Below are 14,773 nucleotides of genomic sequence, written 5' to 3' on the forward strand. Positions count from 1 at the left end.
AGGGGGCTGGTGGTTTAGTGGGTGCGCACCCAAGTGGTCCACTGAGGGTGGGGTTGCTAGCCTGAACAAGTAGACCAGAAGCGGGCCGCGGGCCTCATGACATGCAAAGGCGGGTGCGACAACCATGTTGGCAGCGCGCTCGATCCGAGTCATGGGTGATGACGGCAGCTTCTCCGCGCCGACGCGCGTGAGCTGGGCGAACGGCCGATTTGAGCTCGGCGGAGATCCCGAGGCGACTGATCTCGATGGCTCCCGGCTCTGGATGATTCCCGGTTTCGTAGACACCCACCTGCACGCCGCGTGGCAGCAGTTCGATGCCGCCGATCGGGCGAACGCCGATCCGGAAGCTACCCAGCAGGCAATCGCCGAGGGACTCCGCCGCACACTCGAAGCGGGAGTCACCACCGTGCGTGATGCGGGTGGGCTCACTGAAGAGATGCTGCGGGGGATCCCGGAACGCTCAAGGCCACGTGCGCAACTCGCGGTGACGCTCATCGATAGAGAAGCGGCGAGCGCCGCGGGCGGAGTTGCGGCGGCAACGAGCCAGGCACTTGAAGCGGGAGCGCGGTGGATCAAACTCGTCGCAACGGCGGGGGTGGCGGCTCCCGCGGGGGCCGGGCTCGATCCGGTGTACTCCGCCGCCGAGCAGAGTGACGCGGTACGCCTCGCCGAGCAGGCTGGCGCCGGTGTCATGGTGCACGCGTGGGGTGGCCAGGCGATCGACGACGCGATCGAGGCGGGCGCGATGAGCATCGAGCACGGCATCTATCTGACGGACGCGCAGGCGAAAAGAGCGGCGAATCGCGGCATGACACTCGTGCCAACACTGCGTATTTATCGGCTTGTGCAGCGCATGATCTCTTCGGGTGCTCTGCCAAGCGCGTTTCGCGCGCGCGTTGACGAGGCCGTCGTCACCCACCCGCGAGCCGTGCTGCGTGCCCGTGATGCCGGGCTGCCAGTGGCACTCGGCACAGATTACGGAACCGCGGAGCAGCACGGCAGCAACCGCCGGGAGTTTGACGCGCTTGTTGAAGCCGGACTCACTCCGGGGGAGGCGCTGGTCGCGGCGACCCGCGCCGGCGCCGCCTTGCTTTCGCGTGTTGCCGTCGACCTGACGGTGGTGTCAGACGGCAGGATCGCCGAGGGCTCCATCGCGGATGCCGTGATCCTGCGCAACGACCCCAATATTCCCGGTGTGCTCAGCGCCCCCGAGGCGGTTTTCGCCGTGGTGCGCGGCGGCCACTTCTTCACCCCAGTCTTGACCACAACCCGAGAGGATCATCCGTGACCCATCTGCCAGCTCCCCGCCGTCGGCGTTTTGCCCTCGCCGCTTCGGTTCTTGCCGCCGCGCTACTGCTCAGCGGGTGTGCTTCGGGGACCGATCCCGCACCGAGTGGCGATGCTGCCAAGCCCGTGAGCGGCGGCACGCTCACCTTCGGCCGCGTGGCAGCCGTCAACAACCTTGATCTGAATCAGCAGATCACGGCTAACAACGCCTTCGCGATCGACAAGATCTTTGAGCCCCTGGTTAGCTTTGACGAAAACGGCAAGATCATTCCCTGGCTGGCCGACTACACCGTTTCTGATGACGGCCTCAGCTACGTGTTCAAGCTTCGAGACGGCCTCAAATTTTCGAACGGGAAGGCCGTGACCCCCAAGGACGTCGACTTTTCGCTCAGTCGCCACCTTGAGGTTGAGGGACCGCTGCCGCTGAGCGCGCCCATCGAATCGATCGCGGAGACCGGCGAACACGAGGTCACGATCACCCTCAGCGAGAAGTACACCCCGTTTTTGTCGGAGCTCGCCGGGTTCTCGAACGGCATCTTCCCGGCCGATTTTGGTGGCAAATCCGAGAAGGAGTTCTTCAAGAACCCCATCGGTACTGGTCCGTTTGTCGTGGACAAGTGGGATCCGAACGGCGACATCAGCTTCGTGAGGAACACCCACTACTGGCAGAAGGGCAAACCGTATCTCGACGGTCTGGTCTACAAGTTCATCGCTGATGACACCCAGCTGCAGCAGCAGCTCGCGGCAGGGCAGATCGACGCGATCGACACCGTTCCGGCAGCAAACGCTGCGGCCGTAGATTCAGCCGCAAATACGGTGCTCTCGAAGACCGAATCGTGGTCGACGGAGCAGGTGTTCTTCAACACGCAGCGTAAAGAGTTTGCGGATGAGCACGTGCGCCGTGCGATTGCGCACGCACTCGACCGCAAGGGGATCACCGCGGCAACGAGCTTCGACACGGCCGAGGTAGCCAACGTTCTGCTGCCCCCGAGCATCCTGTACTCGGCAAACGACGAGAAAGGGATCGCCCTCTCGTACGATATTTCGGCCGCGAAGAAGGAACTGGCGGCCTCCGCGTTCCCGAACGGATTCACGATCACCCTGCTGCTCGCGAGTGGCAATTCGCAGCGCGCCCAGATTGCTCAGATCGTTCAAGAATCACTCGCCAAGATCGGGATCACCGTCAAGATCGAGCAGCTCGACATTGCGGTGTTCCGCGAGCGTTTTTTCGCTTACGACTTCGACTTCATGCTCAACAGTGGTCAGTCGGACGCGCCGGACCCCAACGGGTTTATTACGTTCCAGGCCGACCCAGATGGCTTCAGCAAGTCTTACTGGACGCACTACTCAAATGACGAGGTCACCAAGCTGATGCTTGAGGGGCGCACGACTCCCGACGGGCCCGAACGAGAGGCGATCTACCTCAAGATTCAGCAGATTCTCGCGGATCAGGTGCCTTACATTCCGCTGTTCTTCCCATCAAACCTCAAAGCGACAACCGACAAGGTGCACGACTTTGTGGTGCTGCCGAACGGGAGCGTGCGGTTCCAAGACGCGTGGCTTGACGCCAAGAAGTAACCGGTCGTGGAGGGTCCCGAGCCGTGGTGCGGTTCGGGACCAAATGTCGTGGGTGCAAGATAGTGTGATTTCGTGGTCAAGCAGGCAGTAGCAACGGTCGCCCGGGTAACCGGGCGGCTGCTCGCGCGCGTGCTGCCCGTGATGCTGGGTGTGGTTGTTGCGGTCTTCTTTCTACTGCGGCTGGTTCCCGGAGACCCGGCCCGCATGATTTTGGGGGAGCGAGCCACTCCCGAGTCCATCGCCGCTCTGCAAGAGCAGCTGGGCCTCAACCTGCCACTGTGGCAGCAATTCTGGGACTTCCTCACGCAGCTGGTTACCCAGTTCGACACTGGCGACTCGCTCGTCACCGGCACATCCTCGCGTCTACTTATCGCAGAGCGCGCGCCCGTGAGCCTCGGCATTGTTGTGTTTGCGGTGGTGCTCGCGATCCTCATCGCGGTTCCGCTCGCGGTCGCGGCGGCTCGTAACAGGGACGGCTGGGCCGACCACGTGGTGAGAATTCTGCCAACTGTTGGCATGGGCATGCCGCTGTTCTGGATCGGTCTTCTGCTCATTATCGTGTTCGCCGTGCAACTGCACTGGTTTCCCGTTGGGGGAGTTGGATCAGGGCCGGGTGAACCACTGCGCAGCCTATTTTTGCCAGCGCTCGCCGTTGCCTTGGGTCTCGCGCCGCCGCTCATTCGGTCGTTGCGTGCACAGCTCATCGAGGTGTTTGAAGCCGATTTCGTGACCACCTTTCGCGCCGCCCGCGTGCCTGAGCGTCGCATTCTGGGCAGGCACGTGCTGCGAAACGCCGTGCTCCCCACGCTCACACTGCTGAGTGTGAGCACCGCCTACCTGATCGGTGGCACACTCGTTGTGGAGAAGGTTTTTGGCATTAATGGACTTGGCACCCTGCTGTTTCAGTCCATCGGCAGCCGCGATTTTCCCGTGGTGCAGGGTGTTGCCCTGTACTGCGCCATCCTCGTGGTGATCGTTACGACGGTCGCGGGTGCGCTCGCGGCGCTGCTAGATCCGCGGCTACGCACGACCAAGGGTGGGCGATCGTGAGGGCCTGGCGGCGAGCGCTGAACTCGCCCACACTGCTCGCGGGGTCGCTGCTCTTCGCCGTGATTGTGCTGCTTGCCGTGCTCGCCCCGGTGCTCGCTCCGTATTCTCCGAGCGCACAGAACCTTTCCGGCGGGCTACTTCCGCCGTCTCCCGAGCACTGGTTTGGCACGGATCAACTCGGCCGAGACGTGCTCTCCCGGATGCTCTTTGCTGCGCAGACAGACCTCCGCATCGCGCTGGTTGCGGCGGCGGCGCCGTTTGTGATCGGCGTGGCCGTCGGTCTGATCTCCGGCTATTTTGGGGGTGCAACCGACTGGGTTGCCTCTCGGGTGACCGATACGGTCATCGCGTTCCCCTTCTACGTCATCGTGATTGCAATTGTGTTTGCGGTCGGCGCGGGTGAGGCTGGCATCGTTGTGGCGTTTGCCCTGGTCGGGTGGACCGGCTACGCGCGGGTCCTGCGCGCGATGACGGCTGCCCTGCGAGACTCTGGCTGGGTGCAGGCCGCTCGTGGGGGAGGGCTCTCGCACACGCGGGTGCTCCTGCGGCACATTCTGCCAAACGTGCTTCCCCAGGCCCTTGTGCTGCTCGCGAGCGAAATTGTGCTCATCATGGTCGCGGTTGTGACGCTTGGGTACCTGGGGCTCGGAATCCAGCCGCCAACCCCCGACTGGGGCACCATGATCGCTGATTCGCAGCAGTTCATCACGACCAACTGGTGGCTGAGCACGTTTCCGGGCCTAGCCGTTGTGCTGACCGGTGTCGCGCTCTCACTGCTGGGTGACGGTCTTGGTGATGTGCTTCGGGTCTCTGGCACCTCGGGCAAGCGAAAACTGCGCGCTCGAAGGGCCAGTTTGCGCCGTCACTCCACTGGTGAGGCGCCTGGAACGGTGCGGCTGAACGATCTCCGCATTGAGGCCGTCGGTTCCGCTGCGCCGGAGGAGCTTGTTCACGGGATAGACCTCGATGTTCGACCGGGTGAGGCTGTCGGAATCGTGGGTGAGTCCGGCTCCGGCAAGAGTCTCACGCTGCGGGCGATTCTCGGGCTGATGCCGAGGGGAACCAGGGTGGCGGGCGGTGATGTCGCTCACTCCAGCGTTGCGGTTGGCGGGCCCGTCGGCATGGTGTTCCAAGATCCACTCACCGCTCTCGATCCGCTCTCCAAAATCGGCTCCCAGCTCGGTGAAGCCGCGAAGACGACCGGGAACCTGCGGCGAGCGCGGGTGTTTGAGCTGCTCGAGATGGTCAGGCTGCCGGATCCCGAACGTGTCGCTCGGTCTTATCCTCACCAACTGTCAGGTGGGCAAAGGCAGCGCGTTGTGATCGCGATGGCACTCGCGGGAAATCCCGCCGTTTTGCTCTGCGATGAGCCAACCACGGCGCTTGATGTGACCGTGCAAAGCCAGGTGTTGTCGCTGCTTGACGATCTACGGCGTCAGCGCGGCCTCACGCTGCTGTTTGTGAGCCATGACCTCGCAGTGGTTGCCGCACTCTGCGAGCGCATTGTGGTGATGCGTCAGGGAAGTGTTGTGGAGACCGGATCAACACGGCAGATCGTTGCGGCCCCGAAACAGGCCTACACACAAGCGCTTCTGAACGCGGTGCCCGAGCTTCCGCAGTTGTTACCCATCCCACCCGCACCGGCCCGCGCGGGTGTCGTGAACCGCAGCATTTCCCCTTCAACTCCCACCCTGGAGGTCAGAGCCGCCGAGATCCGTTACGGCGGCAGTCTTGCCGTGAAGGGGGTCTCATTTGACGTCGCCCGCGGCGGAGCCCTGGGCATCGTGGGTGAGTCCGGATCCGGCAAAACCAGCATTGCGCGTGCGATCGCGGGCCAGTTGCCGCTCTCCGGCGGAGATGTGCTGCTTGACGGTAAGTCGCTGCATGGTAGGCGAGACCCTCGAATCCAGCTGGTGCAGCAGGATCCCGGATCCTCGCTCAACCCGCGGATGAGCGTTGCGCAAACTCTCGGCGAGTTTCTGCGGCACCACAACAACCCCACAACGGTTGAAGACCTCTTGGCACTTGTGCATCTTGAGCCGAGTGTGGCGCGGGCGTATCCGCACGAGCTATCGGGCGGTCAACGCCAGCGCGTGGCCCTTGCCCGAGCACTCGCTGCCAGACCAAGTGTTCTCATCGCAGATGAGATGACGAGTGCACTAGATGTCTCCGTGCAGGCTGCGATCATTGCCTTATTAGTCGAGCTTCGTCGCGAACTGAATCTCACCCTGGTGTGCATCTCACACGATCTCGCAGTTGTCCGAGAGCTGTGCGACGAGGTTGTCGTGATGCGCAACGGTGAAATTGTGGAGACCGGTGGTGAAGATTTCTTCTCTGCTCCGCGCACCGAGTACAGCCGAGCGCTTCTCGAGGCAGTGCCGAGGCTGCCAGCATCGTAACGCTCAGGGAATGCCGTCAGCGGTCGGTGTCGGTGGGTGTCGGTAGACTAGGGGAATCCCTAAACACAACGGAGGTGCGCGTTGGACGGCATTATGAGCTGGCTCGACAGTCTCCTTGACGGTTCCCTTGTTGCGGGTGGCATTTTCCTCATCATCGGTGTCGTCGGTGGTGTGCTGCTTATTCTCTCGCTTGTTCTTGACGGAATCTTCGACGCATTCGATTTTGGCGACGGCCCACTGAGTCTCACCACGATTGCGGCCTTCACCTCAATATTCGGTTTCACATCGTTTGCGAGTGTCGGCGCGGGAATGGACACCCCGGCCGCCGCCGTTGTGGGCGCGATTGTCGGGCTTCTGGGTGGCGCGGCTGCCTGGTGGCTCAGCCGACTCATACGCAGCGCCGAATCAACCACCGCCGTGAGCGGCGGTGACCTCATCGGGGTTGAGGGAGCCGTGGTGCTCGCGATCCCCAAGTCCGGCCTCGGAGAGGTCGCCCTTACGATGCACGGGGAGCGGGTCTCGCTCTCCGCCTCGGCTGACGCCCCCATCGCCCGCGGCACCGCGGTGCGTGTCATACAAACGCTCACGTCCACATCAGTTCGTGTCGAGCCCGTACACTCCGGGCCGGCAGAGACAGATCCCCCAACCGACCAACCGAACCCCCGATCGGAGACCCTGTGATATTTTCTAGCCCCGCCATAATTGGTGTCTTTGGCGCAGTCGTTGCGCTGGTGCTTATTGCGCTTGTCATTATCAAGCGCTACCGCATTGCGAAGCCCGATGAGGCCATCATCGTGACCGGTGGCAGGGGGAAAGAGATTGTTGATCCCGTCGGTAACAAATCGCGGGATCTCTCGGGCCAAAAGGTTGTAACGGGCGGTGGCGTCTTTGTGCTCCCGTTCGTGCAGAAATCGTTTACTATTTCGCTGCGGTCACGCAGGCTTTCCATCGTGACTGGTGCACAGACCACCGACGGCATCACGATCCAAGCGCAGGCGGTCGCGGTTGTAAAGGTGGGCGGTTCGCAAGAAATGATTCGCGCCGCCGCACAGCGATTCCTCTCAAACTCCGACGAGATCGACGAGTCCACCCAAGAGGTGCTCTCGGGTTCGCTGCGTTCGATCATCGGTGGACTCACCGTGCTGCAGATTATTCGGGACCGTGCGGTTGTCGCGCAGAGCGTGCTTGAGGCTGCTGAGGAGGCGCTGACAAAGCAGGGCCTGGTCGTCGATACGCTGCAGATCCAGGAGATTCGCGACGGCGCCGACTACATCTCAAACATCGGCCGCCCAGAGGCCGCCAAGGTGCGCCAGGAAGCCGACATCGCAGAGACCAACGCGTACCAGGCTTCGCAGGAAGCGAAGATTGCCGCAGAGCGAGTGCTGCTCGACCGAAACCGTGAGCTGAAGCTGCGTCAGGCCGAGATTCAGGTCGAAACCGACAAGGCAACCGCGCAGGCATCCGCTGCGGAGCCACTTGAGCAGGCGATCCAGCAGCAGGCCATCGTGCAGCAGCAGCAGATCACTGCGCAGAAAGAGGTTGCGCTCCGCACCGAGCAGCTCAACGCCGACGTGCGCGCCGTGGCTGAGGCCGAGGCTTACCGGGTTGAGGCGCTTGCAAAGGCTGAGGCCACGGCCTCCGTTTCTGCGGCCGAGGGTCGCGCGAAGGCCATTGAGCGCGAGGGTCTCGCGAACCGCGCGGCTCGTATCGCCGCCTCCGAGGCTGTTGAGGCCGAGGGTAAGGCAGAGGCAGCCGCTCTCGAAGCCAAGGGAACGGCTGAGGCTATCGCCATTGACGCCCGCGCTCGTGCGCTTGAAACGCAGTCGCAAGCGGTGCTCGCGCAAGAGCTCATCCAGCTGCTGCCACAAATTGCTGGCGAGTACGCGCAGGCCATTAGCGCGATTGACAGCATGACCGTCGTTTCGGCCGATGGTTCTTCAAAGGTTGCCGCCGACGCGATGGGCAACATCAAGGGCATGCTCGAGATGACGAAGGAGACCGTCGGTATCGACCTGGTCGGAATGCTGAACGGTGTGGTTGTTGGGGGTGCGACTGGCGCCGCCGCCGGACGTGCTTCAAACGCTCCGCGAACCGGTTACACCAGGCCCGCAGCTGCCACTACACAGGCCTCTCACGGCCGTGAGAACTCACTGCACACCTCGGAGAGCGCGCAGGCACTCGGCCACACCGCTGAGTCGCTCGCTCACTCGGCAGAGGGCCTTGCGAACTCCGCAGAGGGGCTCGCAAACTCCGCCGAGGAGATCGCAGGATCGGCAACAGACATTGCGTCAAAGTCACAATCGGCAACTCAGCGTGCCACGGCCACTGGCAACACCACAACAGCGTCTGAGGCAGCTCCCGTAACCCCGACCACGGACCCTGCAGACAGCCAAGGGGCCTAGTTGCAGCTTTCGAGGTCGCTGAAGCGGGCACAATAGGGGGATGACTTCTCGAGATAGTCGTGTGCCGAGCGCAGATTTTGACGCTGCGCTCGGCCCCGTACCCGCAAGCTTTTCGCGACCCGAAGTTGTGGTGGTGCGGTTTCGTCGACACGGTAGCCGACTGGTGCTGCCGGTTCTTGTGCTGCTTGTTGTTGCGGCAGTCGCGGGGTACTGGGTTGGCGCGTTGCCGAGCGCCTGGATGAACATCGCGGCGGGTGCGGGCGCGGCACTACTTGGATTGCTGTTCGGGATCGTCCCAATTCTGACCTGGCTGACGCGACGAACGACCGTCACAACAAGGCGGGTTATTGTGCGGAGTGGTTTCTTTGTTCGACACCGCTCAGAGGTCATGCTTGCCAGGGTGCGCGAGGTGAAGTCGAGCCGAAGCCTTGCTCAGCGCATGCGCGGGTCTGGTGATGTGGTGCTGTTGCACGGGATCGAGCGCACGGTGCTCAGTGACGTCCCCGGAGCAGAAGGCGTTATCGACGCGCTCCAAGAACTCAGCGAGCGCAACTATGAGCACTCCACAAACGTGGTGAACCCGACTCTGAGCTGAGGGGAGAGATTGCTCAGCTTGTGCGAGCGATGAGCTCGTCGATCAGCTGACTTGCAAGCTTAACCAGGCACTCAATTTCAGTCTCGTCGCGATCGATCCAGCGACACTCGGGATCCCCAACTGGCACAAAGTTCTCGTGCCGTTCCCACACCATGAGGGTGCGCTCTGCGCCGAGCACGTACTGCTGCCACCACACCTGCCGGAGATAGTTTCTCGGGATCGTGCGCCACGTCTTATTGGTTGTTTTGATCTCGGCGAGCTCTATCGTTCCTTGCTCGCGAAACGCGAGTCCGTCGGGAGTCGCAAGGTGACGGAGATCCGCTTCCGCGTGAAATAATGCCTGGCTCGGGAGGATCCCGTACTCCTGAAGCACCCACGCCGCTATCTCGGGCTCACGGGCTTTGCCGTGTTCCGTATAGGCATTACCCACGAAACGGCTGCCGTGCAGCTTCTCGTGCGCCGCCGCATTGATTGAGTGTGGTGTTGATAGCTTCGCAACGTCCGTTGCGGTGATGCCCCGAGCTCGCGCACGCATCCACGCCATTCGATCAGTGCCGTCAGTGACGACTCTCTTGAGATACGCGGGTGAAAGGTCGTGCATCATGTAAGTTTGTCATGGTGATCCGTACGCGGACACCAACTCGCCGGGTCCCGAGCTGTTTCAAAGGGATCAAGAACGGTGTTGAGGTCTGTGCTGTGGGACACGACAAAGAAGTTGTTGCATTATTGTCTACATAAGTAGATTCGACGGGAAAGTATTCAAAATACTGAAGAAACTCCGCGGTTTTTTGCGGAAGTTGTCAGTTCGAATGACTACACTCTCAAAGAGGGGTTCCACGATGGGGACAGCGTGGAGAGTTCAAGTGCCATCTGTGATTAGGGTCAATCTGTACGGGGGAGCCCTGGTTTACAGACGCAATTCGTAATAGGGAATCAGGTTAAAAAATGGCAACACAAACACCGAAAAACGGTGGCGGGGACAAAATTCGTGCGCTTGTCGTAGACGACGAAGAGTCGATTACGCAGCTTATCGCGATGGCGCTGCGCTACGAGGGCTGGCACGTAGATACAGCTTCGACGGGTCAAGAAGCGCTCGAGAAGATTCGCACGACGTCGCCTGACGTTGCGGTGTTTGACATCATGCTCCCCGATTTCGACGGTATGCAGCTTCTCTCTCAGCTGCGCAGCTCGGGTGAGATGCTCCCCGTTCTGTTCCTTACCGCACTCGACTCGGTTGAGGATCGTGTCAACGGTTTGACTGTTGGTGGCGACGATTACGTCACCAAACCGTTTAGTTTGGAAGAACTTATTGCCCGTCTGCGCGGTCTCGTACGCCGCTCGCAGATGACAGCCGCGCTGCAGCCCGACCCCGTGCTGCGTGTGGGTGACCTCACTCTGAACGAGGACAGCTACGAGGTTGAGCGTGCCGGTGAACCCCTCACCGTTACCAACACCGAGTTTGAGCTGCTTCGTTACCTCATGCGTAACCCGAACCGTGTTCTTTCGAAGGCGCAGATCCTTGACCGTGTTTGGGCCTATGACTTCTCAGGTAAGTCAACGGTGGTCGAGCTCTACGTGTCCTACCTTCGCAAGAAGATCGACACGGGGCGTCCTACGATGCTGCACACAGTGCGCGGCGCCGGCTACATGCTGAAGCCTGCAAATTAACCCAGGCTTCTCAAAACTGACTGTAATAACCCCGTAGGCTCAGTTTCATGCAATCGGGGACTGAAGAGACACGCGACCAAAGTGAGGCGCGTGTCTCTTCAGCGCTTTCCGGGCTCCCTGAGGCCGAAGCAGAGCGCCGGCATCTCGCCGGGTTGGGAAATGTTCTGCCGAACGGGTCGAGCCGATCCCTCTGGGAGATTCTCCTTGCGAACGTGTTTACGCTGTTCAACGCAATCGTCTTCACGGGGTTCGGGATCCTGCTCGCTCTCGGACGATGGCAGGACGCGCTCTTTGGGCTTCCGGCGCTTTTCAACACCATCATCGGGGTAGTGCAGGAGTTCGGCGCAAAGCGCACACTCGACCGACTCGCAGTTCTCAACGCCCCCACCGCGAGGGTGATGCGTGAGGGGCGCGTGTCTGAGATCGCACTTGACCGTGTTGTCATGGGTGACCTGCTTGTCTTGCGCACCGGCGATCAGATTACTGCTGACTCGCGGGTGGTGCAGACGGACGAGTTTGGTCCGGGCGGGCTAGAGGTCGACGAGTCGTTGCTCACGGGTGAATCGGTGGCCGTTCGTAAGCGGGTCGACGCCGAAGTGCTCTCCGGTTCGAGTGTGGTGGCAGGATCCGGCCTCGCTGAAGTCATCCGAGTTGGAGCCGACTCATACGCGGCCAAGCTGACCTCGGAAGCCCGCAAGTTTTCTCTTGTGCGTTCAGAGCTTCGCAGCAGCATTGACCGTCTGCTGCGCTGGATCACGTGGGCCCTCGGGCCCATGATCCTGATCGTCGTCAATGGACAGATGCAGGCCCAGGGCGGCTGGGAAGTCGCCATCGAGAATGGTCAGTGGCGTGAAGCAGTTGTGGGGGCCGTGGCCGCGGTGATCGCGATGGTCCCACTCGGTCTTGTGCTTGTGACCAGCATCGCTTTTGCAGTGAGTGGTGTGGCCCTCGCGAATCGTCAGGTGCTGATTCAAGAGCTGCCGGCAGTTGAGGGGCTCGCCCGTGTCGACGTGCTTTGCCTTGATAAGACAGGAACGCTCACAACCGGCGAGATGGTGTTTGATCGCTCCCATATGCTTCAAGAGGTGCCGGGCTGGCAGCGAGTGCTGGGGTATATGGGAGAGTCCCCGGATGCGAACGGCACGGCACGCTGTCTCGCCGAGCCCTTCGGGGATGAGCACAGCGACTTCGCTCCGGTCGGTGCGGTGCCATTTGATTCCGTGCGAAAGTGGAGTGCACTTCTTGCGGGTGACTCGGGTGGAACCGCCTCAGGCACCTGGGTACTCGGGGCTCCCGACTTCGTTCTTCGGGCTGAAAGCGGAACAGACTCCGTTGACGAACCATTGGCCATGGCGGGTGAGCTCGCTGAAGCCGGGTTGCGAACTCTGGTGCTCGCGCACAGTGCACACAGGATCTCCCTCGGTTCAGACGATGATCCCGTGCTGCCGGAGGGGCTGATCCCGGTTGCGATGCTCACCTTCCGCGAGCAGGTGCGCCCTGATGCCGCACAAACTCTGAGCTACTTCGCCGAGCAGGGTGTTGAGGTTCGTGTTATTTCCGGCGATGATCCCCGAACCGTTTCTGCTGTCGCGCGCGAGGTTGGGCTCGATAGTTCGGCCGGGTTTGATGCGCGACGGCTTCCCGAAGACCAGGGTGAGCTTGCCGATGTACTCGAACGAGAGCACGTTTTTGGTCGTGTGACCCCGGCTCAAAAGCTTGCGATGGTGCACGCGCTGCAGAGTCGAGGCCACGTTGTTGCGATGACGGGTGACGGCGTCAATGACGCACTCGCAATCAAGAAATCGGATCTCGGCATCGCGATGGACACGGCGGCTCAGGCAACCAAAGCCGTCGCGCGTATCGTGTTGCTTGACGGCCGGTTTGATCGCATGCCTGGGGTGGTGGCCGAGGGGCGGCGGGTCATTGCCAATATTGAGCGCGTCTCGATGCTTTTTCTCACTAAGACGACCTACGCCTTTGCCGTTGCTGTTGTCTTTGGTGTGCTCGCCTGGAGCTTTCCGTTTTTGCCCCGCCAGCTTTCGATCACCGACGGTCTGACGATCGGAGTCCCTGCCTTCTTCCTCGCGCTTATGCCCAATGCAACGCGATACCGTTCCGGGTTCTTGAAACGGTCGCTCGCTTTTTCGATCCCAGCGGGACTCATCGTGACAGCGGGGTTGATCGCACTCAAGGTGTTGGGGGATCAGATCGGTCCCTTCAGCGTTGAAGAAATGCAGTCCGCTTCGACACTCACGCTCGCGGGGATTGCGCTCTGGGTGCTTGCCGTAATGGCTCGACCGGTCAGCCCATTCCGAATTCTCATTGTGCTCGCCATGTACGCGGGTCTGGGCCTGATCTGGTTGATCCCGCTCAGCCAGGACTTCTTCCAGGTCACGTGGTTGTCAGACTCGCTTGGCGTGTTGGTGCTCGGAATCGTCGCGGTGGGAGTGGTGCTGGTTGAGGTTCTGCGTGCGTGGCACCTGCGGTTCACGCGCAAGTAGAGCTGTGCTAAAGTATTCCTTGGCCCAAGACCGCCGGTAGGATTCGCAAGGATCCCGGAACGTTCGTGAAAACGAAGACCAGCGCAGGTACGATTTTCCTTGAGTAACGGATCAGATCCCGAACTTTTTGAAGCTCCGTGCGTGCGCGCCGGAGCTTTTGTTATTTCTGAAGCTCCGAGTGGCACGGCCCTCGAGTAGCATCCGCTACCCGGGTACAACAAGCTAGGGAGCGCCATGGCTACGAAGGATGCTACGGTTGCCGATCTTCAGAAGAAGTTTGAAGAGTCGTCCGCCGTTCTGCTGACTGAGTACCGCGGTCTCACGGTTGCACAGTTGCGGGATCTCCGTAACTCCATCCGCGAGCACGCGACGTACGCTGTGGCGAAGAACACGCTGACCAAGATTGCGGCAAACAAAGCCGGAATCACTGTTTTCGATGACGAGCTTGCCGGCCCTTCGGCTCTCGCTTTCGTTCACGGTGACACCGTTGCTGTCGCAAAGGCACTGCGTGACTTCGCCAAGGCAAACCCTCTTTTGGTGGTGAAGGCGGGCTACTTCGATGGCAAGCCTCTGACCGCCGCTGAGGTAGGCAAGCTTGCCGATCTCGAGAGCCGCGAGGTGCTGTTGGCTAAGGCCGCTGGCGCCATGAAGGCTTCGCTGATCGGTGCTGCACAGCTGTTCAACGCTCTGCCCGCAAAGGCCGCTCGCGGCTTCGGCGCGCTGCAGGAGAAGCAGGACGCATAGATTCGGCTCTTGCCGGTTCGGAACCAATAAGATCCGCTCTTTGCGCACCTGCGTAAGAGCAAACATCAAGGAGATACACAATGGCTAAGCTTTCAACAGAAGAGCTGCTTGAGCAGTTCAAGGGCCTCACCCTCATCGAGCTCTCCGAGTTCGTGAAGGCATTCGAGGAGACCTTCGACGTTTCCGCTGCTGCTCCGGTTGCAGTTGCTGCTGCTGGTCCCGCTGCTGCTGCAGAGGCAGTCGAAGAGAAGGACGAGTTTGACGTCGTTCTCGAGTCGGCTGGCGACAAGAAGATCCAGGTCATCAAGGTTGTGCGCGAGCTGACCGGCCTGGGCCTGGGCGAGGCAAAGGCTCTCGTTGAGGAAGCTCCCAAGAACGTGCTCGAGGGCGCGAAGAAGGAAGCTGCTGAAGAAGCAAAGGCTAAGCTCGAAGAGGCAGGCGCTGGCGTTAAGCTCGCGTAATTCTCTTCGCTTAAGCGAATCTGGGCGGCTCTCCTTCGGGAGGGCCGCCCTTTTTGTGCGGCAGAGTTGACGGTTCTCGGGGGAGGGG

The 14,773-nt window shown here is 61.3% G+C and carries 12 protein-coding genes; 11 read left to right on the forward strand and 1 reads right to left on the reverse strand.

The annotated features are described in order from the left end of the window. The first annotated feature begins 124 nt into the window (after window positions 1-124). The 7 genes from G7068_RS12515 to G7068_RS12545 all read left to right on the forward strand — a co-directional run bounded on the left by G7068_RS12515 (window position 125) and on the right by G7068_RS12545 (window position 9,311). Entirely contained in the window at window positions 125-1,288 is a 1,164-nt protein-coding gene (locus G7068_RS12515) for an amidohydrolase family protein (RefSeq protein WP_166292269.1), read from the forward strand. After that, entirely contained in the window at window positions 1,285-2,865 is a 1,581-nt protein-coding gene (locus tag G7068_RS12520) for an ABC transporter substrate-binding protein (protein ID WP_166292270.1), read from the forward strand. The genes G7068_RS12515 and G7068_RS12520 overlap by 4 nt, the downstream gene beginning before the upstream one ends. A 72-nt stretch (window positions 2,866-2,937) precedes the next feature. Further along, entirely contained in the window at window positions 2,938-3,915 is a 978-nt protein-coding gene (locus G7068_RS12525) for an ABC transporter permease (protein WP_244304492.1), read from the forward strand. Then, entirely contained in the window at window positions 3,912-6,314 is a 2,403-nt protein-coding gene (locus tag G7068_RS12530) for an ABC transporter ATP-binding protein/permease (RefSeq protein ID WP_166292271.1), read from the forward strand. The genes G7068_RS12525 and G7068_RS12530 overlap by 4 nt, the downstream gene beginning before the upstream one ends. A gap of 93 nt (window positions 6,315-6,407) precedes the next feature. Continuing rightward, complete coding sequence (locus G7068_RS12535) at window positions 6,408-6,995, forward strand: hypothetical protein (protein ID WP_244304493.1); 588 nt, start codon at window positions 6,408-6,410, stop codon at window positions 6,993-6,995. Then, window positions 6,992-8,716, forward strand: coding sequence for a flotillin family protein (locus G7068_RS12540; RefSeq protein WP_166292273.1), 1,725 nt, complete (start codon window positions 6,992-6,994; stop codon window positions 8,714-8,716). Before G7068_RS12535 ends, G7068_RS12540 begins: the two co-directional genes overlap by 4 nt. A 40-nt stretch (window positions 8,717-8,756) precedes the next feature. Continuing rightward, window positions 8,757-9,311, forward strand: a complete 555-nt coding sequence (locus tag G7068_RS12545; RefSeq protein WP_166292274.1) for a PH domain-containing protein — start codon at window positions 8,757-8,759, stop codon at window positions 9,309-9,311. A 13-nt stretch (window positions 9,312-9,324) separates the two neighbouring features. Here G7068_RS12545 and G7068_RS12550 read toward each other — a convergent pair whose 3' ends face one another. After that, window positions 9,325-9,912: a YqaJ viral recombinase family protein gene (locus tag G7068_RS12550; RefSeq protein WP_166292275.1), complete on the reverse strand. Its 588-nt coding sequence runs from the start codon at window positions 9,910-9,912 to the stop codon at window positions 9,325-9,327. A 344-nt stretch (window positions 9,913-10,256) separates the two neighbouring features. Here G7068_RS12550 and G7068_RS12555 point away from each other — a divergent pair, with 344 nt between their 5' ends. From G7068_RS12555 to rplL, 4 genes are all read left to right on the forward strand, one after another. Beyond that, a complete protein-coding gene (locus tag G7068_RS12555) occupies window positions 10,257-10,979 on the forward strand; it encodes a response regulator transcription factor (protein ID WP_166292276.1) in 723 nt (240 codons plus the stop codon). Between the two features lie 47 nt (window positions 10,980-11,026). Then, entirely contained in the window at window positions 11,027-13,480 is a 2,454-nt protein-coding gene (locus tag G7068_RS12560) for an HAD-IC family P-type ATPase (protein WP_166292277.1), read from the forward strand. A gap of 234 nt (window positions 13,481-13,714) precedes the next feature. Further along, window positions 13,715-14,224, forward strand: a complete 510-nt coding sequence (rplJ, locus tag G7068_RS12565; RefSeq protein ID WP_166292278.1) for a 50S ribosomal protein L10 — start codon at window positions 13,715-13,717, stop codon at window positions 14,222-14,224. Window positions 14,225-14,304: 80 nt separating this feature from the next. Beyond that, window positions 14,305-14,685, forward strand: a complete 381-nt coding sequence (rplL, locus tag G7068_RS12570; RefSeq protein WP_166292279.1) for a 50S ribosomal protein L7/L12 — start codon at window positions 14,305-14,307, stop codon at window positions 14,683-14,685. The last annotated feature ends 88 nt before the right edge of the window (window positions 14,686-14,773 follow it).

Origin of the sequence: Leucobacter viscericola (assembly GCF_011299575.1) — a bacterium.
GTDB classification, from domain to species: Bacteria; Actinomycetota; Actinomycetes; order Actinomycetales; family Microbacteriaceae; genus Leucobacter; species Leucobacter viscericola.

What these genes read in the sequence shown, in the direction of transcription:
- G7068_RS12515 (WP_166292269.1), top strand. Translation starts at nt 125, where the DNA reads ATGTTGGCAGCGCGCTCGATCCGAGTCATGGGTGATGACGGCAGCTTC.
- G7068_RS12535 (WP_244304493.1), top strand. Translation starts at nt 6,408, where the DNA reads ATGAGCTGGCTCGACAGTCTCCTTGACGGTTCCCTTGTTGCGGGTGGC.
- G7068_RS12545 (WP_166292274.1), top strand. Translation starts at nt 8,757, where the DNA reads ATGACTTCTCGAGATAGTCGTGTGCCGAGCGCAGATTTTGACGCTGCG.
- G7068_RS12550 (WP_166292275.1), bottom strand. Translation starts at nt 9,912, where the DNA reads ATGCACGACCTTTCACCCGCGTATCTCAAGAGAGTCGTCACTGACGGC.
- G7068_RS12555 (WP_166292276.1), top strand. Translation starts at nt 10,257, where the DNA reads ATGGCAACACAAACACCGAAAAACGGTGGCGGGGACAAAATTCGTGCG.
- G7068_RS12560 (WP_166292277.1), top strand. Translation starts at nt 11,027, where the DNA reads ATGCAATCGGGGACTGAAGAGACACGCGACCAAAGTGAGGCGCGTGTC.
- rplJ (WP_166292278.1), top strand. Translation starts at nt 13,715, where the DNA reads ATGGCTACGAAGGATGCTACGGTTGCCGATCTTCAGAAGAAGTTTGAA.
- rplL (WP_166292279.1), top strand. Translation starts at nt 14,305, where the DNA reads ATGGCTAAGCTTTCAACAGAAGAGCTGCTTGAGCAGTTCAAGGGCCTC.